A 20,641-nucleotide genomic window follows, 5' to 3' on the forward strand; every position below is an offset into this window, starting at 1 on the left:
TTTTTTTATTGCAAAACCTATTTTTGTTTATTTTTTATTATTAATTAGTATTTTACCCATAAATGCTTGAATTATCTACTTCTTTTCGATAATATTAAAATTATAATAAAAACATAGTTTATATTACTATGTGAGGAGTGAAATTATATGAATGACTTTAATATTGATAACTATATAAATTCACAAAAATCATCTAACAATATTAACCTGAATGATTTTCCTGAAATTGATTTATATATGGATCAAGTGATGCAGCTATTTGAAAGTAAATTAAGTTACACTAAAAGAAATGATAATGATAAAGTTCTTACTAAAACTATGATTAACAATTATGCAAAAGGTAATCTTTTAATGAAAATTAAAAATAAGAAATATACTAAAAACCATCTTATTTTAATGGGATTAATTTATAATTTAAAAGGTGCATTATCTCTAACTGATATAAAAACTATCTTGAGCCCCATAATTGATGCTTTTGAGAAAGAACAAGAATATCCATTACATGATATATATCAATCTTTTCTTAATATATATGATTCAAATTTAGATGATTTAAAATCTTCTTCAGCTAAAATTTATGATAATATAACAGAACTCATAACTAATGAAGGTAATTCTTTAGGCGATTATGAAGAAAAGCTTCTGCTTATCTGTGCATACGTTAGTATGAGTAATCTTTATAGACGTATGAGTGAAAAAATAATAGATGAGTGTTTTGGAAGTCCTAAGGATTGTAAATAATATTAATTTAAAATAGACAATAATACAAAAATTTAAAATTATAGAAATACTTAAAAATGCAAAAATCATTAATTATATGATATAATAAGCAACATGTAGTTAAACTATTTATACGATGCACAATTAAGGATGAAATTCCAAATTAATTTATGATAACATATTTTAACGATAAAAAGGATTTTTTCCCTAATTGTGCATTATTATAATTAAGAAGAAATGAGGTCGAAATATATTGATAAACGTATCAAATGTTAGTCTGAGATTTGGTGGACGTAAACTTTTTGAAGATGTCAACCTTAAATTTACTCCTGGAAATTGTTATGGAGTTATTGGTGCTAATGGAGCTGGAAAGAGTACATTCCTAAAAATATTATCAGGTGAAATAGAACCTAATACTGGTGAAGTTACAATTGCTCCAAATTTAAGAATGTCCATATTAAAGCAAGAACATAATAAATATGATGACTTTCAAGTTTTAGAAACTGTAATAATGGGTAACGAAAGATTATATGAAATAATGAAAGAAAAAGATGAGATATATGCAAAGCCTGATTTTTCTGATGAAGATGGAATTAAAGCTTCTGAATTAGAAGGTGAATTTGCTGAACTTAATGGTTGGGAAGCTGAATCTGAAGCTTCTTCAGTTCTACAGGGATTAGGAATAGGCACAGAAATGCATTTTAAAAATGTATCAGAGTTAACTGGTGGAGAAAAAGTTAAAGTTCTTTTAGCTCAAGCTCTATTCGGGAACCCTGGAATCTTAATTCTAGACGAACCTACTAATGGTTTGGATTTAAAGGCTGTGAACTGGTTAGAAGACTTCTTAGGTAATTTTGATGGAACTGTTATAGTTGTATCCCATGATAGACATTTCTTAAATTCAGTTTGTACTCAAATGGCTGATGTTGACTTTGGAAAGATAAAAATTTATGTAGGTAACTATGACTTCTGGTATGAATCAAGTCAATTAGCTCTTCAAATGTCAAAAGATCAAAACAAAAAAAAGGAAGAAAAGATTAAGGAATTACAGGACTTTATTGCAAGATTTAGTGCGAATGCTTCTAAATCTAAGCAGGCTACTTCTCGTAAGAAGCTTTTGGATAAAATTACTTTAGATGATATTCAACCATCAAGTAGAAAATATCCTTTTGTAGGCTTTAAACCTGAACGAGAAGTTGGTAATGATATATTAATGGTTAAAGATCTATCAAAAACAGTTGATGGTGTTAAAGTATTAGATAATGTAAATTTCATAGTTAATAAAGGTGATAAAATTGCTCTTATTGGTAATGAAATTGCTGTAACTACATTATTCAAAATATTATCTGGGGAAATGGAACCAGATAACGGTGAATATAAATGGGGAATAACTATAACTAATGCGTACTTCCCAGCTGATAACTCAAAATACTTTGACGATTGCAATCTTTCTTTAGTAGATTGGCTTAGACAATATTCTGAGGAAAAATCTGAAAGCTATATCAGAGGGTTCCTAGGCAGAATGTTATTCTCTGGTGATGAAGCATTAAAAGAGGCTAATGTATTATCAGGAGGAGAAAAGGTTAGATGTATGTTGTCTAAAATGATGCTTTCCAATGCTAATGTATTGATGTTAGACCAACCTACAAATCATCTTGACCTTGAATCAATTACAGCTGTAAATAATGGTTTGAAAGATTATAACAGTAATATATTATTTGCTTCTCATGATCATCAATTTGTTCAAACTATAGCAAATAGAATCATAGATATAAAAGATGATGGTTCTATAATAGATAGAAGTATGACATTTGATGAATACTTAGAATTTTCTAATTCTAATAAGTAATAAATTAACTGTGTAAATTAAAGTTATATATAATCTATAATAAAAAGTTCAGCATTCTTATAAATTGCTGAACTTTTTACATTCTTTAAATAAACAATTTTCTATTTTAATTTAAATCACTAAGTAATTTATAATAATTATTCTATGTTAGCATATCTTCTATTACTTCAAAAACATGATCTACAATATTATTGGCATATGGCTTAATTAATTCTTCCACTGAATTAAATGTATAACTATTTCTAGTAATATTAAACATGGAAATATCATTCATAGAATCACCAACTGTATATAAGCTATCAACACCCTTATTTTCATCTTCTAAAATCATCATAATTGCATTCCCTTTTGAACAATTCTTCGGAACTATATCTACAAATAGTTGATTCCTAAAAGCTTCTATGTATTCTTTATATTCATTTAGCAATTTTTCTCTTACCAATTCAGATCTTTCTATAGATTGTGATACATTAAATACACTCATAATTTGCGAATCTGATGTGCTATTCAAAGCCTCTTCTAATGTTACCTTATTAGAAAAATGATTAAAAAAATCAGCATCTATACCTGAAACATCAACCAATTTATTTTCTATCATGCATGTATCATTTCCATCATCATAATATATTAAAGAATCTCCTATATTATAAAAGTCAGATATTATTCTATTCTGTATCTTATTTGGTATTGATTTCTTATGTATAATATTGTTTCTATTATCCATGATTACTCCTCCATTACACATAACCAAATAATCATATTCAAATGGATATTCATTTAGAATACTATTTACTCCGTTTAAACTTCTTCCTGTTGAAATTATTATCTTATTTCCAAATGCTTTTAATCTATTTAATGCTTCTAAATCCTTCTGTGCAATTTTATTATCCCTAAATAGCGTCCCATCCAAATCACTCGCTAAAAACTTCATAAGTATCCTCCTAATTCCTCCATAATTCTATTTAGTTAATAATTGCATATATTACTCCATTAAAAAATTCTATGTAGTTGCTGCTTTCGCCTAATTACTAACCGTTATCAAAATTGTTTATCTGTTTTTATTCAAAACTTGTAGCTAAATTCGCTATTCTATATGTATCCTTTTATATCTATTCCTAATCCATTTAATGTAAACTTAATGGTACTCTCTATAATATCTTCTAAGTTTATCTTCTCTATATGTATCGATTCATATATTGCAGATGAACATAGCGATCCAAAAAATTGGAATGCAATAAGTTCTACATCTCCTTTCTTAATTTCCCCACTTTCCATTGCTGTTCTTATATTGATTTCAATTTCATTTATATACCTTCGGATTTTATGACGCAATTCATTTTGCCTATCCTCAGTTCCCCACAACTGACTCATTACTATTTTAAAAAAATCTGTATACCCATATAAAAATGTTAATTGCATCCTACATATTTTTATTAATTTTTCAATAGGATCTATATTCATATTCTGAACTTCAATAACTTGATTTTGTAATATTTGCAATCCCTCCTCAACAATGAAATTAAATATTTCCTCTTTACTCTTAAAATGATAATATAGTGTCCCTTTCACAAGACCAGCATTGGCAGCTATATCATCCATAGTAGCACCTCTATATCCGGATTCAGAAAATATTTTTATTGCAGATTTAAAAATCAAGTTCTTTGTTTTGTTCATAACATTTCTCCTCATTTTTCAATAATTACTTATGCTAATATTATCAATATATTATATCATTTAGTTTACTATTAAACCACAATTCTACATATTACTATTTCTGTAAAAAGTAAAACCTTCAACCATCTAATCTTACTTTTGAATTTTTCATTATCTGTGATAAAATTAATATTAAGGTAAAAAATAAACTATGTATGTTACACATAATTTATTCGCTGTATATATTAGTTATTCTATGCTATTTACTTGCTAATCACATTTATAGATTTAACTATATATATCTAATTAAAATAAGAAATGGAGGATACTTGTCACAACTGTAACATTATAAATATTTAGGGCTATTATCTCTAAATTATTTCATAAAGTTTTGGCATTGGTATTTATGATTCAAGTATATAATAGAACTACAAAATCTTATGAAGAAGAGCTTATCGCCGGAAAGAAATATATCGAATGGACCTATGAATCACCAGTTGGTAAAACCATTACTGAACTTATTGCAAAGAAAAGATTATTTTCTAAGTTATATGGGAAGTATTGTGATACAAAACTAAGCACATCCAAAATTTCACCGTTTGTAAAGAGCTTTAATATTGATATGACTATGTCGAAGAAGAAAATTAATGAATTTAATTCTTTTAATGACTTCTTTACAAGAGAATTAAATTTTGATGCTAGACCAATAAATGCAGATAATAATATATTAATCTCTCCAGGAGATGGGAGAATAACCGCCTATGTGGATATTGACTTAGATAATATAATTCAAATTAAGGGATTAACTTATAGTTTAAAAGAGTTAATTAATGATAATACTGTGGCTAATAAATATAAAAATGGAGTATGTGTTGTATTACGCTTATGCCCTACTGATTATCATAGATTTCACTTCATAGATTCAGGTATTCCTTATGAAAGTCATTATATAAAAGGGCACTACTATTCTGTAAACCCAATAGCTTTAAAATCTGTTCCTAAGCTTTTTTGTGAAAACAAAAGAGAATGGTCTTTATTTAAATCAGATAATTTTAAAGATATACTTCATATAGAAGTTGGTGCTACATGTGTGGGTTCAATAATTCAGACTTATTCTCCTAGAGTTAGAGTAGATAAAGGTGATGAAAAAGGTTATTTTAAATTTGGAGGGTCCACGACTATATTATTTTTTGAAGAAGGGGCCATAAAAATAGATCCTGATATTATAGAACAATCTAAATTGGGCTTTGAATGTAAAGTTATTTTTGGTGAAAATATTGGTACTAAAATTTTATAAAATAAAAAAGAATGGTTAAACCATTCTTTTTTATTTTGGCAGAGCGTGAAGGAATCGAACCCTCAATGTACCGTCCGTAGCGGTAAGTTATATCCGTTTAACTAACGCTCCATATTCAATTTTTGCAACAAGTTTATCTTATCACAAGCAGTTAGAATAATCAAGTTTATAATTGATTATTCTTATAATTTTATAAATTTAATACTATTATTCAACTTAGTTCCATCTACAATTTAGAATAAGTTATCTAAAAATTAAAGTTAACTTAATAATCTTTAGATAACTATCTTATTTATGCTAACTTCTACAAGTATATATCAGAAAACTCTACTTCAAGAACTTCCACTTTACTTTTAATATTTAAACATTTATCTCTATTATTTTCATCGTCCTGTAATCTTTCTATTGGTAGCTTAATTATAAATTCACAACCAGAATTCTCTTCACTTTTCAATTCGATACTACCATTATGAGCTTGAGTTAAATATCTAACTAAATCAAGACCTATTCCACTGCCCGAGTTCTCAGACTTTTTATTTCTTGAAGATTGAACAAATCTATTAAAAATTGTATTTTGCTCTTCCTTGGGTATCCCAATCCCTTCATCCCTTACCGAAATAGTTAATTGATTTATACTTTTCCACGCATTTATATATATATTACTTCCTTTTGGCGAAAATTTTATTGCATTAGAAATCAAATTCATTATTATTCTATCTATTGCTTCTGGATCTACCGCCATTATGCACTCTTCAACATTTGTATCAAAAACTAAAGAGATATCTTTCTGCTTAGCATATTTATCTATAGAAGATATGTTCCATTCTATCAAATTAATTACATCCAAATTCTCTCTTATAATGCCATAATGATTTTTTTCTAATTTTGTTGTATCTATTAGATTATTTACAAGCTTTAATATTTTATATGAATTTCTTTTTATAACATCCATGTGATCCTGACATTTGCCATACTTCTTGATATCTTTATAATCATCCTTATAACATTGCAAAACACTTAAAATTATATTTAATGGTGATCTTAAATCATGTGAAATATTTAAAATAAAATCTTCTTGATTTTTCTTAGACTCTGATAAATTAATAAGCTTGCTAATTAATTCATCTTTCGACAACTTAACAAGGTCATTTCTATTTAATATATTTTCCCTATCAATCTGATTATCTTTCAAAATATTAACCTCAACCATTTTTAAATCCCCTTTTGTAATTTTTTTTACTTTTTTTACCATATACCCTTAATATATAATATCATATAACTTCCCAGCTAACAACCATATTAAATAAATTTGATAGGATATTTCTAATGTTAAAAGGTAATATAATTAATTCATTCAAGCTTAATAATAGAATATTTATAAATTTAAATATTATTTGAGAAGTATATATAATTATTGCTATTACTAAGTGTAGTTCCTTATTATCTCATCTTTTATGTACTTTAGTATTAATATTACATAAGTTAATGTTCCGACAATAAACATCGCATCAAAACTTATATTAGGGTTAACTGTTTCTAATATTGTTTGAATTATTAAAGGTAATGTGGCCGCATACAAGGTTAAAGAATATAAAGCTATGTACTTAACTACCATTCTTAAAAATACCGTAAAGAGCCTTGAAACAATTGCTACAATTAAAGAATTAAAGAATAGATTAAAAAGTATTATTGCAAAATATGATACCATTTGATGAACGAGAGATATTGCATCCAAGTTATACGTTTTATATTGAACAAATACACTCTTCAATCCTCCTAATAAAAGGCTAAGCAATATTGCATATGAAATTGATCTTAATATTCCTTCTTTCGCATATTTAGAAAAAACCTTTATGTCGTATATAGAAGTTATAAGCTTTATAAAAAAAATAGTTTTATTAGTCATTTTCCCCTCCAGATTAATATTCTCTACTTTCATAAGACCTATTAAGTATATTAACATATATTAAAATTAGTTTAAATGTCAAGGTTTATTATTTACTTTTATTGTCAATATTATATAAATAAAAGAGTACTTTGTAATTAAATAAAATATTAACAGAAAATATTTTATTCAAATTAACTCTAAATATATTAGTTACTTCATTAGGAGGCATTTATTTGAGAATAAATAAATTTTATTATAAAAGGTTAAAAACCAAAAAATTATCCAAAAGAATCATATATATACTCGCGCTGTTTATATTATTATCTTCTAGCTGTTTTTATGAGTTATACAATTACAATAAGTTTTTAGATAACTTCAAATCAGATTTTGATAATTATAAATTCTCTGAAGCTAATAATTTATTGATAACTAAGCAAAACTTTAACCCATTTAAATTATCTATGATTAATCATGACGTTTCCAAATATCTTAGCACTAAGATTAACACTTTGTCAGAGGAAATCCAAAGCAAGAAAATTTCTTCTGAAGATGCATTAATTCAGTTTAAGGAGATAGAACGCTATAATCTAGTAAATGATGATGAGATACATAATGCCTCAGATTCAATAGACTTAATTCAAGATTCTATTAAAAGTTATAATTCTGGTATTAATTCTTTTAATAATGGACAATATTCAGAAGCAATTTCATATTTCAAAAAGGTTTCTGCTTTAGATCTTAACTATACGGATTCACTCATATACCTAGATGCATCAAAAAACAAACTAAAAGAAAATTTGTTTGCTTACTGTGATAATTTAATCGACAATGATTACTACAGTGAAGCTATGTCTAAAATTTCAGATAATAGTGACCTTTTAGGTGATGACATTGATGCAAAAGAAAAGATGGCAGATATAAAAACAAAACAACAAGAATATTTAGATAAGAATTCAGCTATTGCTGAAGCTTCATCGCGCGCGTTAACCTCTACTATCTCCTCAAAAAATATTAATACATTAAATATAGAGAGTATGACGCCTTATCTTATAAACGTAAGCCTTCAAGATCAAAAGACCTATGTTTATAAAGGAAAAGCTGACAAATGGCAATTAGTTAAAACATTTCCTTGTTCTACAGGAATAAGTGGAGAAGACACACCTTCTGGATCATTTACTATTAAGGAAAGAGGGGATTGGTTCTTTTCAGAAGAGTATCAACAAGGAGGTAAGTATTGGACTCAAATTACTGGAGATATTTTATTCCATTCAGTTCCCTTTGCTAAAGATAAAGCTACAGTTGCGGATTACACAATGAATAAGCCTTCTTCTCATGGTTGCATTAGACTCTCTATAGATGATTCCAAATGGATTTTTACTAATATCCCTAAAGGAAGTAAGGTTATAATAAAATAAATATAAAAAAGCAAGGAAATAAACATATTGTTTATCTTCTTGCTTTTCTGATTATTTAACTAAATATGTTTATAATATCTGAATTTCCTTTTCTAAATAAAACGAATATAAGTACTTACATTTAACCTTTTTGCCTATTAGCTTAAATATTGCATCACTATAATATTCCAATTGCTTCCTATACTTCTCTTTAAATTCATCTTCATGACCTTCTATAACATAATCTGTTTTATAATCTATAAGTATAATATCTCCGTTATATTCAAAAAAACAGTCAATTATTCCTTGTAATCTTATCTTTTCATCCCTGTATCTATCATCCAGTGTTCTATCTACTTCTAAACTACTTATCTCTGTATAAAAAGGTATTTCTCTATAAATCTTTTCTCCACTACTGTTTAATTCAAGCATCCTTTTGCCTAAATCAGACTTAAAGAAATTTAATATTTTAGTAGGATTAATTACCTTTAATTCTTCACTAAGTAAAAGCTCCTTTTCAAATAATTCGTGCAGCTGTTCCTTAATTTCTTCTACGGATGATACTCTATTAAAATCTATTTTTTTCATTACAAAATGAACCGCAGTACCTTTTTCTGAAGGAGTAAGACCTTTCTTTTCTTGAAGAAACTTGGGTACAACCTTTACTTTTTCCCTGTATAATTGTTCAGTATCATAATCTTCTTCTGCATGCCTTCTTTTTAAATCCGAAACAGAAATATTACTTTTAATTGTTGTTGAGGCTTTCAATGGGTATTTATATGATAATATTCTATCTACTTCTTCACTTAGAAGATTATCCAATGATTTATTATTTATTATTGTTAATTCATATTTTTCTTCTTGTTCTGACTCTTCTGTCCTTGTTTTATCAATCAAGTCACTTTTATTCCAAAAATTTATTTTCCATCTAGAATCATCATTCTTTAATATTAGATTTTCAATTCCAAAACCTTCCGAAAAAATTCTTCCATCTCTATGTTGACATAGTGACATACAAATCCAATCTAAATATGACTTTCCTTTTAAAACTTCTGAAGGCGATATGCGATCATATTCTAAAGATGCTGATGCTAGCCATTTCTCAGCTGATCTTTCAATATTTCCTACTGTTCCAGTCATTATTAACTTTTCCTTTGCTCTCGTACATGCTACATATAGTATTCTCATTTCCTCTGATAATGTTTCAAATTTCATTTTTTTCTTTATTGATTCCTTAGCTAAAGTTCCTGTACTAAATCTTTTCCCTATATCTATAAAGTCTGGTCCAAGCCCTAATTCGTCATGATATAATATGCTTTTATTTAAATCCATAAGGTTGAAATTCTTTCCCAATCCGCATAAGAATACCACTGGAAACTCCAATCCCTTGCTTTTATGGATGCTCATAATTCTTACTACATCTTCATTTTCACCTAACACTTGCGCACTTCCCATATCTCCTGAAGACTTTATAAGCTTATTTATAAAATTTATAAAATTAAATAATCCCTTAAAACTCGTTTTCTCAAATTGTCTTGCTCTTTGAAAAAGTATTTTTAAGTTTGCTTGTCTAAGTGCTCCATTAGGCATAGCTCCAACATATCCATAATAAGAAGTATCCATATATAAGTACCATATAAATTCATCAATTGCCATATAAATTGATTTTTTTCTCCACTTATCGATAGAATTAATAAAATACTTACATTTACCTACTAAAGCATCAGAATAAAACTCATCAATTGAGTTATAATCTTCTTGGCTTATATATTTTATATTTTCATAAAAATAATTATCTTTATTTATAAGTCTAACATCACTTATCTCCTCTGATGAAAATCCCATAATTGGAGATCTCATTATCGATATTACTGGAACGTCCTGCATTGGATTATCAATAACCTTCAAAAGGGAAATCATTGTTCTAATCTCAATTGATTCAAAATAACCAGATCCTGTATCTGCATACACCGGAATTCCTTCTGCACTTAACTCATCCAATAATGACTCTGACCAGTTTTTAGTTGCTCTAAGAAGAATAACGATATCTTTATATCTTAATGGTCTATATTCGCCAGATTCCTTATCTAAAACTTTAAATGTCTCGTCGTCTTCGCTCTTTGACATTAGTTCCTTAATTCTTTTCGCAACAATTCTTCCTTCTAAAGTAACATTATTTATTTCTTCCTGATCTTCATTATTTTCCTCAACCATTTCATTGTAGCTTTTATCAATTATGTTAATTTCAATAGGACCTCCAACAATTGTATCTTTGAAGTTATTTTCCTTAAAATCTGCACCTAAGTTCAAAGCTTCTTTGTCTGTATATTCTAATTCTCCAACAACTTCAGACATTACCTCTTTAAAAATATAGTTTACTCCATCTAATATTTCTCTTCTGCTTCTAAAATTCTTATATAATTGAATCTTTTTATTCATCCCATTACTTGAATCATATGTATTATATTTTTCAATGAATAATTCAGGTTTTGCCTGTCTAAATCTGTATATACTTTGCTTAACATCTCCAACCATAAATACATTCGGACTATTATCTTTTTTTCTAGATACTAAATTTATTATTGTTTCTTGAACATTATTTGAATCTTGATACTCATCAACAAGTACCTCATCAAAATATTCTTTAAAATTCATTGCAATACTTGATGGAATCATATTATTATCTTCATCATAATCACTTAATATCTTTAGACACAAATGTTCCAAATCATTAAAGTCTAATATATTTCTTTCCCTTTTTCGTTTACTAAACCTCTCACTAAATTCTAAAACTAGTTCTATCAATCTTTTTATATACAGGTATGATCCTTGAATATTCCTTAACATTTGTTGAGGATTCGCTGAAAATGCATTATTTAATAATTCAGATATTCCTTTTTTAACATCATCTCTAATTTTCTTTACAATATTCTGAGATAGCTCATCTGAAACTTTATCTTTCTTTATAGATTTTAATCTACTGAATTCTATTGATGATAATGTATTAAACATTGATTCGAGTCCTTTATCAGTAGACTCATAAGCAGATTTTATACCACTTAACTCCATTACCAAGTTATCCATATAAGGCTCCAATCCATCAGTTTTGTTTGTAACCTCAATAGCCTTTTCTAACATTTTAACATATCCATCTAACTCAATCTTTACACTTTGAGACAAAATTTTTACCCAATTAGTTCTATTCAACTCATCTAATTGCTTAACATTAAAAGCCTCTGCGCTATTAACGAGCCATTTTTCAGGCCATGGACCAGACATTATAAAGCTATACAGATCTAACACTAAGTTTTTCAAATTATTATCATTTTTATAGCTACTAAATATTTCAACTAAATTAGTAAATTCAGTATCCTCTTCCTCGTATTTATCTTCGAAAAGTTCTTCAATAACTTCCGATTTAATTAGTATACCTTCAGTCTGGTCCCCTATTCTAAACGATGGATCTAAATCAATCCTATGGTAATTATTTTTAATTACGTCCAGGCAAAATGAATGCATTGTGGTTATATTAGCCCTATTCAACAGTGTTAATTGCTTCTGAAGATTTTTGGAATTAGGATTATTCTCTAATTCTTTTGATATTGCATCTGCTATCCTTTCCCTCATCTCAGCAGCTGCTGCATTAGTAAATGTTACAACTAATAATTTATCTATATCAACTGGATTATCTTCATTAGTAATTATTCTTATAATCCTCTCTACTAAAACAGCAGTCTTACCTGAACCTGCTGCCGCTGCAACTAGTAGATTACAATTTCTCGTTTCGATTGCACTTAATTGTTCATCAGTCCACTTTGTATTACCCATATATAAATCTCTCCTGTACTAATTAAAATCACTTTAACTATAAGAAAATATAATTAATTTTAATAAAAAATATACTAGGTACTATATTTCCTCATTTTCAACTTTAATTAATTTATTAGAATTATCAATTTCCTTTTTTATACTACTCCATATATCATTTGTAGATTTGTTTATTATAATTTTGTATTTATTATCTTTTATCTCTGTATCAAATTGGCATATTGATGAGAAATCACAATATTCACAATGGGCAATATTAGAATTCTTAGTCGGCTGAATTTTAATATCTCCACTTAGCATTTCTTCACATATTTCAATCATCTTTTTATTTACATATTCTCTAAGTATTTTAAACTCCTCTTCTGTTACTACATCACTGTTTGCTTTAAAGCTTCCATCAGCCTTAAATGAAGCTGGTATAACCAATGAATAGCCTTCTATATCTTTATCCATAGCTTTTACAACTCTTGCATCCTTTAAGATTAATCCCTTCATCTTTAAAGCACTTAGTACTTCCTTTTCTACTTCCTCATCTGTCATTTCCTTTTTACTTTTAATTATAGGATCATCTATTTTAAAGTATAGTATTGCTCCTGGTTTTACTTGTTTATCAAGTATATATTTCGAATTCTTTATAAGTGCATCTAAATATACTAATAACTGAATTTGTAATCCATAATAAAGTTCATTTAAATCAAACTTTTTAGCTCCAGTTTTATAGTCTATAATTCTTATATAAGTCTCACCATCTAAATCTAATTTATCTATTCTATCAATTCTTCCTTGAAGATATACCTTTTCGTTGTTATCTAAATCCAACGTTATAGCTTCTCCAGAATTATAGCTTCCAAAATCAAATTCCGTTTTAAATACTTCAAATTCCCCTTTTCCTATTTGACTTGCAATAACTGAAACAGATTTGGATATTACTCTCTTAAATCTTTGGGCTAAATATTTAAATTTCTTGGTGCTATTTAATATAGAATTACTTTCCTCCATTAGCTTTTTATCAATAAGATTAGATACCATCTCCTTGCACTTTTCATTACTTAAATCAGACCATAGTATTCCATCTTCTTTAACTTTATTAGTAAATGAATCAAGCATTTCGTGCACAAAGGATCCTAAGTCTGGCGGCGTAAATTCATACACCTTTCTATTCTTAGCCTTTAATCCATATTGAACAAAATAAGAAAAAGGACATTCTGCATATTTTTCTAATCGTGAAACACTAAATACTAACTTTTCTAAATCATTCTGATAAAGCTTTCTAAGTTTGTTTTTAGAAACCTTATCTCCAATATTTGAGTAAGTAAGACCTTTAAATATATTTTTAACTTTATCTTTAAATTCATCATTGTTTTTAAACCATTCATATACTTCAGGCCAGTAAGGCTCTACACATTCTTTATCAAAATCTCTCCGCATAGAAATTATAAGTTCATTAAATGTTGGAATTGGCGCAACAATTTTGCTAAGTCTATTTTTTTGATTTCCTAAATTGTAAATTGCACTTTCCTCAACTAAATTAGGAAATATCTTTTTCATTCTAGATATTGCTATAGATGGCCTTAATGATTTGCCTTCAAAATCAGCCATTGGATATGAAAGCATTAAATACTCACTACTAATTGTTAATGCTATATATAGTAAATATTGCTCTTCAAAAACTTTATTTCTAGTTGTTGATGATAAACTTATTCCTACTTCACCTAATGTTGTTCTATCTCTATCAGATAGCAACCCCTCCTCTTTCTTAGAAGCTGGAAGAATCCCATCATTAATTCCTACTATGTAAAGAACTTTCACCTCTCTGCCTTTTATTCTTGCTATATCACCAATATTAACTTGATCTAATGCTACAGGTATGATTCCTATTTCTTCATTTGCAAAACCAGAATTTAATATTCTAAAAAGTTCTGAATATTCTAATCTCTCCTCACCAATAACATCAACCGCTTGATCTAAAATATCTACAACTATACTTTCAACTTGACTATATTCTTTAACCTTATCTTCTAATCCTAATTTCTCAAAATTTTCAATCCACTCATTAATTCTGTCAAAAGCCTTAACATCAACTAGGAACTCATAAATGGCTGAACATATATCTTTAACTTTATGTTTTCCATTTATTTTATTATGAAAAATCATTAAAGGACGCCTTACCTCTTCCATAACTTCAGATATTAAAACTTTATCATCTGTCAATTCACTATTTCCGTTAAACCACTTCTCATTTACTATTTCCTCTGAAGTCCATTTATACCCCTTTACTCCATACTCTAATATGAAATTCTCTAGTCTATCTATATATGTATTATCTATGCCGGTTAAACCACTCTTTAGATATTTAAATACACTCTCATAAGACCAATTCTTAAGTAAAATTTCAAAAGCTGAGCTTATAAGCACAATTAACGGATTACTTAGTAATTGAATCTTTTTATCTAAAAAATATGGAATATTATAATCTTTAAATATTACTGATATTAATTTTTCATAATCATCTATATTTCTACAAACTACGGATATATCCCTAAACCTATAACCTTTTTCCCTCACCAAACTTGTAATGCCTTTTGACACTTTTTCTATCTCGTCATAAATATTACTTGCTTTGTAAAGCGTTATCCTCTCACAGTCCTTATCATATTCATTAAATGGGTAAGAAAAAAAATATTTTTCTACATGATCAAGCTCCAGATTATCTTTAAACCTATAGGGAATTGTACTATTTAAGTTGACTGGCTTATCATAGGCTATATTGTTTTCTTTCATTATCTTTAATATTTTATTTTCAGTGCTCTTTATGATATTGAATACATCGGTTATATCTTCAGATCTGTTATTTAGAGATTTGTTATCAATACAAAAAGTTATATTAACTCTTCTGCATCTTTTGGCTAATATCTTTATAATATCCAGCTGTTGAGGCGTAAAGCTAGTAAATTCATCTATCCATACTTCAGAATCTGCATACGCGCTACTTTCTAATAACTTTTTATTTAATAATGTTAATTGATCATCTCCGTCAATATAATTTTCATGCATTTTTAAGTCAAATGCTTCATAAATTATCATCAATTCTTTAATCTTTTGATATAATTCAGTATCATTTATTTTCTCATCTATTGCTCTTACGCTATCAATGCTAATATTATATTTTTTAAATTCTGAAATCACTTCTGATATAATTTCATTAAATCCTTGTTCTCTGGACATTCTCTTAAAATAATCCAAAAACTCAATATTTTCATTTATAACTCTGTGAATTAGCATATTCCTTCCAGATTCCTTAATAATCTCTTTAATCCGTCCACCATATTCTTCAAAAATATTATGAGCCATTTTCTTAAAACTTAGTACTTCTGTTCTAAAAAAAGCTTGCTCACCAATGTTATGCAATATTCTATTTTCAGTCGTAAACATATATTGCTCAGGAACTAATAGAATTAATTTATTCGAATCTAATTTTGCATTAATGTTATCCTTTATCTCATTAATACAAAATTTACTCTTGCCTGTTCCAGATCTCCCGTAAACAAATCTTATACTCATATGTATTTTCCATCCTCACATTTTAAATACGAATTATATCTTTCTCTAATTATCCCCATAATTATAATATCTATAGATTCTCCATCTACATAAATAAAATTTCTTTTAATACTCTCTTCTATAAAACCACACTTTTTATAGCAACTTATAGCTCTTATATTATGGCTAGCAACATATAATTCTACTTTCCTAGCATTCAGCTTTTTAAATAAATACCTTAGAAGCGTTCTTATGGAGTCTAACCCATATCTTCTTCCCCAATACTCACTTCCTATCGTTATTCCAATAGAATATATTCTACTATAATATTCTCTTTCCTTATATGTTATGAAACCAATTAAAGCATTTTCTTCATTCACTATACTTAAGGCTTTTCTTAAACTTACCTTGCTATCTATATTATCAACTATTATATTATACTTTTTAACCTTCTTTTCATTATGTAGCTTGAATAATATACTTATATCTTCCTTTTCTAATAATCTTAAATGTATTTTACTACCACTGAGCATAATTCACCTTCTTATAAGAATAATTAATTTATTTTATAAGCATATATATTAATTATAATATTTTTAATTTATTTACTCCACCAAATTAATTAAAAACAAAAAAAACATCTAACAAATTGTTAGATGTTTGGCGGAGGATCCGGGATTTGAACCCGGGCGCCAGTTACCCGACCTACGCCCTTAGCAGGGGCGCCTCTTCAGCCACTTGAGTAATCCTCCATGTGCCTTCTATTTTAATGGCGGAAAGATAGGGATTCGAACCCTAGGTACGCTCACACGCACGCCGGTTTTCAAGACCGGTGCCTTAAACCAACTCGACCATCTTTCCACGTCTCACGACAAATATGATTATATCAACTAATTTTGTTTATGTCAATACATTTATTACAATAATTTTAAAATATATATTATGTAGAGTTTGACTCATCAAAACTTAAATTAAACTATAAGTCACGTCAGATAAGATAATTTAGCATAATAAGTTATGCTTATTTGGAATTTATTTTATATATAAATATTTATATAATAAGAATACGTATTTTAACAAAATTAATATAATTACATAAAAAAACACTGGAAAAAACCCGGGCGCCAGTTACCCGACCTACGCCCTTAGCAGGGGCGCCTCTTCAGCCACTTGAGTAATCCTCCATGTGCCTTCTATTTTAATGGCGGAAAGATAGGGATTCGAACCCTAGGTACGCTCACACGCACGCCGGTTTTCAAGACCGGTGCCTTAAACCAACTCGACCATCTTTCCACGTCTTACGACAAGTATGATTATATCAGCTATTTATATTTATGTCAACTACTTTAATATAAATTTTTATATTAAAATCAAATTATTATATAAAATATATATTTAAAATCCTCAAAGTTCATATCTTATTTATACCTTGTTGCTGACAGTAATCTAATCACTTATATGATTATAATATCGCAGTACGCTCACATTGATTAATAATAGACTTATATATATTAACCTAATAAATTAATATTTTATCTATTAAAATATTAATTTATTTTTCTTGTGCATATTATATCTACACCAGTATTAAGTATATTCTTACATATAATGTCCCCAATATTTGTAGGTGTACTTACATAAATTCTACTAAGAACTTTTGAAAATTCCCTCCATAAATATTTCTCTATACTTTTATTGCTTTTTACTGATACAACTTTATAATTGATATCACCTTTAACTCTAACTAAACTCGTAAAAACATCTTTTTTAGGCATTACTAATTACTCCAATCTAAATTTCATTAAATTCTTTAATTCTTCCCACTAAAATTTGTGAATCCATGGAATCATCTACTATATTTAAAACGCTTTTATTCATCTCTCTAGCTAATATCTTTATTATCTTTATATTACAACTCGAACCATTACAATTTCCAAGACCTATTCCTGTGCGCCTTTTTACACCCTCCACTGTCCTTGCACCTAAAGGCCTTCTTATTGAATCAATTATTTCTCCCTCTGAAATATTATTACAATTACAAATAATATTACCGTAACGCTTATCAAGAGAGATTATTCTATTTATCTGATCCTTAGTCATCTCTCTAAATATATATGTCTCTCTTTTCCTATCGATATAATCCTTTTTTTTCGTAACATTCATGCTTATCTTAACTTTGTTTTCAATATCCTGAGCAATAGCTGGTGCAATTGATATTTTAGCATAATGATTTCCTATAATCTTTATATAACCTTCTTCTAAATTACTATCATCTATTAACATGTCATTTTCACTATATACTTCTGTAAATATATTAACTATTGACTCCCTTTTTATATTTTTCAATATATTTTCTGGTAATTCTAATTTACTACTTAAATTATTGTTAAATTTAACGCCAATTAAATTTTCATTTTCAGATATTGGAACTGTTATCATTGAATTCCCATCCTCTATATCTTCAATAACAATTTTATTCAAGTTATCATTTATGCTTTTCCTAACTATTATACACTTCATTTTTTTATTTTTCATTTCGCTTGCCACAGTGTTACACATATCATTAAATGATTCATTTGGTATTGTATTAATAACAAGCTTACAAGTGAATTTATTTTTATTTGTAGTTACCCTAAATCCCTTAGAGATAGTTTTAATATCTATAACTTCTTCTTCTAATCTAAAATTAACTCCATTATCTACAGCTATCTCCGCATATGAGACAGCTAAATTATATGGAGATATTATTGCAGTATTCTCAGAATAAATAGCTTTATTTGCCTTTATATTTAATCTTGGCTCCATATTATAAAGCTCATCATTCTCTATTATGCGTACTCCATCTATTCCATGTTCCTTAGAATTACTATACATATTATCTAAGGCTCCACTACTTTCATCTAAAAAGAACCTTAATGAACCGATCTTATTATATCTAACATTAAACTTTTTACAGTGTTTCCTTATTATATTTATACCTCTCTTCTCCAAAAGAGCCATCTGACTACTATATGATTCTGAACCATCATAAACAACAGCTGTATTAGCAAATGAAATATCATTTGCTACATCATATCCTTTTTCAATTAAAGCTATATTTATATTATATTTTGAAAGTTCATAGGCAACTGCACATCCAATTATTCCACCGCCCAAAATTAAAACATCATAATCCATTACTAGTCCTCCAAATCTGAAACTATAAAATTATTTTTTTTCAATTCTAATATAATTAAGTCAATATCATCTTGAGTTTCAGCTGCTATTGTATGAAGATGAACTCCATTAGTTAATGCAGATAGTAACTTTGCTTTTTGTTCTTCATATCTCTCAATAAATTTATTTAATTCATTATAATTCTTAATCATGAGCATTCCTTTTATTTCTCCGTACAATGGATGTTCAACTACTACATCTTCAATCATTCCACCATATTTGATTACTATACTCAATTCATCAAACATTTCATCTTCAGTATGAGTTACTGCAATAATTGCTTTGGCTTTATCACTATTTGCATTAATTATGTATCCATCTGGAGTTGCTATTATACTTTTGCCTTTAGCTCTAAGAATTGCTATATCCTTCACTATAACCTGTCTAGTTACAGAGTATCTATTTGCTATAAGGCTACCTTTCAATGGCTCATTACTTTCCATAAGTAACTTAATTATAGCTTCTCTTCTCTCAATAGAATTCATATTTCCCTCCCATTTTAATTGCAATTATCAGATATACTTAATATCTTTAAATATATATTTGTTGTACCAATGCTACTTTCATTATGATGATACTTAATTGAATTTATTATATCAAAGTATTCGTCAGTATTAATACTCTCAAGCAACTTTGCTCCAATTTCAGGGTGATTATAATAACTTATTACTTTCTTATTCTTATTATACTTCAAAAATTTTCCGCAAGTAATACTATTTATAATAACAATGATCCCCTTATAAAATATATTTAATTTAGCTTCTGATTTTCCTATATCATGTAATAGTGCACATTTAGACATTTTGTTTTTATCAACATCAACTATATTATTATCTTCTATGTATTTTATTGCTGTTTTATATACTCTTATTGAATGTTGCCGCTCTGATTTAGTAAGTTTCATAAATAAATTCAACTCAGAAGCACTAAGATATATTTTTAGTAGTTCTAAATCTTCTTTAATAAATATAGATTCTATCGCCCAATAAAATTGTCTTATTCTATATAAAAACATATTTATCTCCTAAATATCTATTCATCCTAAACATAATTAAATAATTGTATAATAAAAAAAGCTATGAATTACTTCATAACTTTTTAATGGTGGAGATAAAGAGATTCGAACTCTTGACCCCCTGCGTGCAAGGCAGGTGCTCTCCCAACTGAGCTATACCCCCATGGTGGACCTTCAGGGACTCGAACCCTAGACCTACCGGTTATGAGCCGGTTGCTCTAACCAACTGAGCTAAAGATCC

The 20,641-nt window shown here is 27.8% G+C and carries 15 protein-coding genes and 6 tRNA genes; 4 read left to right on the forward strand and 17 right to left on the reverse strand.

Features of this window, described 5'->3' with window-relative positions:
- Positions 1-147 precede the first annotated feature (147 nt).
- Together T483_RS0127550 and T483_RS0127555 are read left to right on the forward strand one after the other, a co-directional pair.
- The gene (locus T483_RS0127550) at positions 148-741 is read left to right on the forward strand and encodes a DUF1836 domain-containing protein (protein ID WP_026889722.1); all 594 of its coding nucleotides are present in this window, start codon (positions 148-150) and stop codon (positions 739-741) included.
- A gap of 232 nt (positions 742-973) precedes the next feature.
- Positions 974-2,569: an ABC-F family ATP-binding cassette domain-containing protein gene (locus T483_RS0127555; protein WP_026889723.1), complete on the forward strand. Its 1,596-nt coding sequence runs from the start codon at positions 974-976 to the stop codon at positions 2,567-2,569.
- Positions 2,570-2,711: 142 nt separating this feature from the next.
- Here T483_RS0127555 and T483_RS0127560 read toward each other — a convergent pair whose 3' ends face one another.
- Positions 2,712-3,500, reverse strand: coding sequence for an HAD-IIB family hydrolase (locus T483_RS0127560; RefSeq protein ID WP_026889724.1), 789 nt, complete (start codon positions 3,498-3,500; stop codon positions 2,712-2,714).
- Positions 3,501-3,658: 158 nt separating this feature from the next.
- On the reverse strand, positions 3,659-4,243 hold the full coding sequence (locus T483_RS0127565) for a TetR/AcrR family transcriptional regulator (protein WP_026889725.1): 585 nt from the start codon (positions 4,241-4,243) through the stop codon (positions 3,659-3,661).
- 385 nt (positions 4,244-4,628) lie between these two features.
- On the opposite strand from T483_RS0127565, the gene T483_RS0127570 reads away from it, so the two are divergent.
- Positions 4,629-5,519: a phosphatidylserine decarboxylase gene (locus tag T483_RS0127570; RefSeq protein ID WP_026889726.1), complete on the forward strand. Its 891-nt coding sequence runs from the start codon at positions 4,629-4,631 to the stop codon at positions 5,517-5,519.
- Positions 5,520-5,555: 36 nt separating this feature from the next.
- On the opposite strand, the gene T483_RS0127575 is transcribed toward T483_RS0127570, so the two are convergent.
- The 3 genes from T483_RS0127575 to T483_RS0127585 form a co-directional block, all read right to left on the reverse strand.
- A tRNA-Arg gene (locus tag T483_RS0127575) sits at positions 5,556-5,630 on the reverse strand.
- Between the two features lie 193 nt (positions 5,631-5,823).
- On the reverse strand, positions 5,824-6,729 hold the full coding sequence (locus T483_RS0127580; protein ID WP_026889727.1) for a sensor histidine kinase: 906 nt from the start codon (positions 6,727-6,729) through the stop codon (positions 5,824-5,826).
- Positions 6,730-6,942: 213 nt separating this feature from the next.
- On the reverse strand, positions 6,943-7,425 hold the full coding sequence (locus T483_RS0127585; RefSeq protein WP_026889728.1) for a DUF1189 family protein: 483 nt from the start codon (positions 7,423-7,425) through the stop codon (positions 6,943-6,945).
- Between the two features lie 215 nt (positions 7,426-7,640).
- Between T483_RS0127585 and T483_RS0127590 the strand changes: the two genes are divergently transcribed.
- The gene (locus T483_RS0127590) at positions 7,641-8,822 is read left to right on the forward strand and encodes a L,D-transpeptidase (RefSeq protein ID WP_026889729.1); all 1,182 of its coding nucleotides are present in this window, start codon (positions 7,641-7,643) and stop codon (positions 8,820-8,822) included.
- Positions 8,823-8,891: 69 nt separating this feature from the next.
- On the opposite strand, the gene addA is transcribed toward T483_RS0127590, so the two are convergent.
- The 12 genes from addA to T483_RS0127650 form a co-directional block, all read right to left on the reverse strand.
- Positions 8,892-12,629: a helicase-exonuclease AddAB subunit AddA gene (addA, locus tag T483_RS0127595; protein WP_026889730.1), complete on the reverse strand. Its 3,738-nt coding sequence runs from the start codon at positions 12,627-12,629 to the stop codon at positions 8,892-8,894.
- An 81-nt stretch (positions 12,630-12,710) separates the two neighbouring features.
- Entirely contained in the window at positions 12,711-16,190 is a 3,480-nt protein-coding gene (addB, locus tag T483_RS0127600) for a helicase-exonuclease AddAB subunit AddB (protein ID WP_026889731.1), read from the reverse strand.
- Positions 16,187-16,702 (reverse strand): GNAT family N-acetyltransferase, encoded by a 516-nt coding sequence (locus T483_RS0127605; RefSeq protein ID WP_026889732.1) that lies wholly within the window; start codon positions 16,700-16,702, stop codon positions 16,187-16,189. Before T483_RS0127605 ends, addB begins: the two co-directional genes overlap by 4 nt.
- Before the next feature lie 128 nt (positions 16,703-16,830).
- A tRNA-Ser gene (locus tag T483_RS0127610) sits at positions 16,831-16,921 on the reverse strand.
- Positions 16,922-16,939: 18 nt separating this feature from the next.
- A tRNA-Ser gene (locus T483_RS0127615) sits at positions 16,940-17,030 on the reverse strand.
- 341 nt (positions 17,031-17,371) lie between these two features.
- Positions 17,372-17,462: transfer RNA gene (locus tag T483_RS0127620), tRNA-Ser, on the reverse strand.
- Positions 17,463-17,716: 254 nt separating this feature from the next.
- Positions 17,717-17,944, reverse strand: coding sequence for a DUF1667 domain-containing protein (locus tag T483_RS0127625; protein ID WP_026889733.1), 228 nt, complete (start codon positions 17,942-17,944; stop codon positions 17,717-17,719).
- 16 nt (positions 17,945-17,960) lie between these two features.
- Complete coding sequence (locus T483_RS0127630; protein ID WP_026889734.1) at positions 17,961-19,346, reverse strand: NAD(P)/FAD-dependent oxidoreductase; 1,386 nt, start codon at positions 19,344-19,346, stop codon at positions 17,961-17,963.
- Positions 19,347-19,348: 2 nt separating this feature from the next.
- The gene (locus tag T483_RS0127635) at positions 19,349-19,870 is read right to left on the reverse strand and encodes a transcription repressor NadR (RefSeq protein WP_026889735.1); all 522 of its coding nucleotides are present in this window, start codon (positions 19,868-19,870) and stop codon (positions 19,349-19,351) included.
- 14 nt (positions 19,871-19,884) lie between these two features.
- Positions 19,885-20,400: an HD domain-containing protein gene (locus tag T483_RS0127640; protein WP_026889736.1), complete on the reverse strand. Its 516-nt coding sequence runs from the start codon at positions 20,398-20,400 to the stop codon at positions 19,885-19,887.
- Between the two features lie 87 nt (positions 20,401-20,487).
- Positions 20,488-20,563, reverse strand: a tRNA-Ala gene (locus T483_RS0127645).
- A 1-nt stretch (position 20,564) separates the two neighbouring features.
- A tRNA-Ile gene (locus tag T483_RS0127650) sits at positions 20,565-20,641 on the reverse strand.

This window comes from Clostridium beijerinckii HUN142 (genome assembly GCF_000621745.1).
In the GTDB taxonomy this organism is placed as follows: domain Bacteria; phylum Bacillota; class Clostridia; order Clostridiales; family Clostridiaceae; genus Clostridium; species Clostridium beijerinckii_A.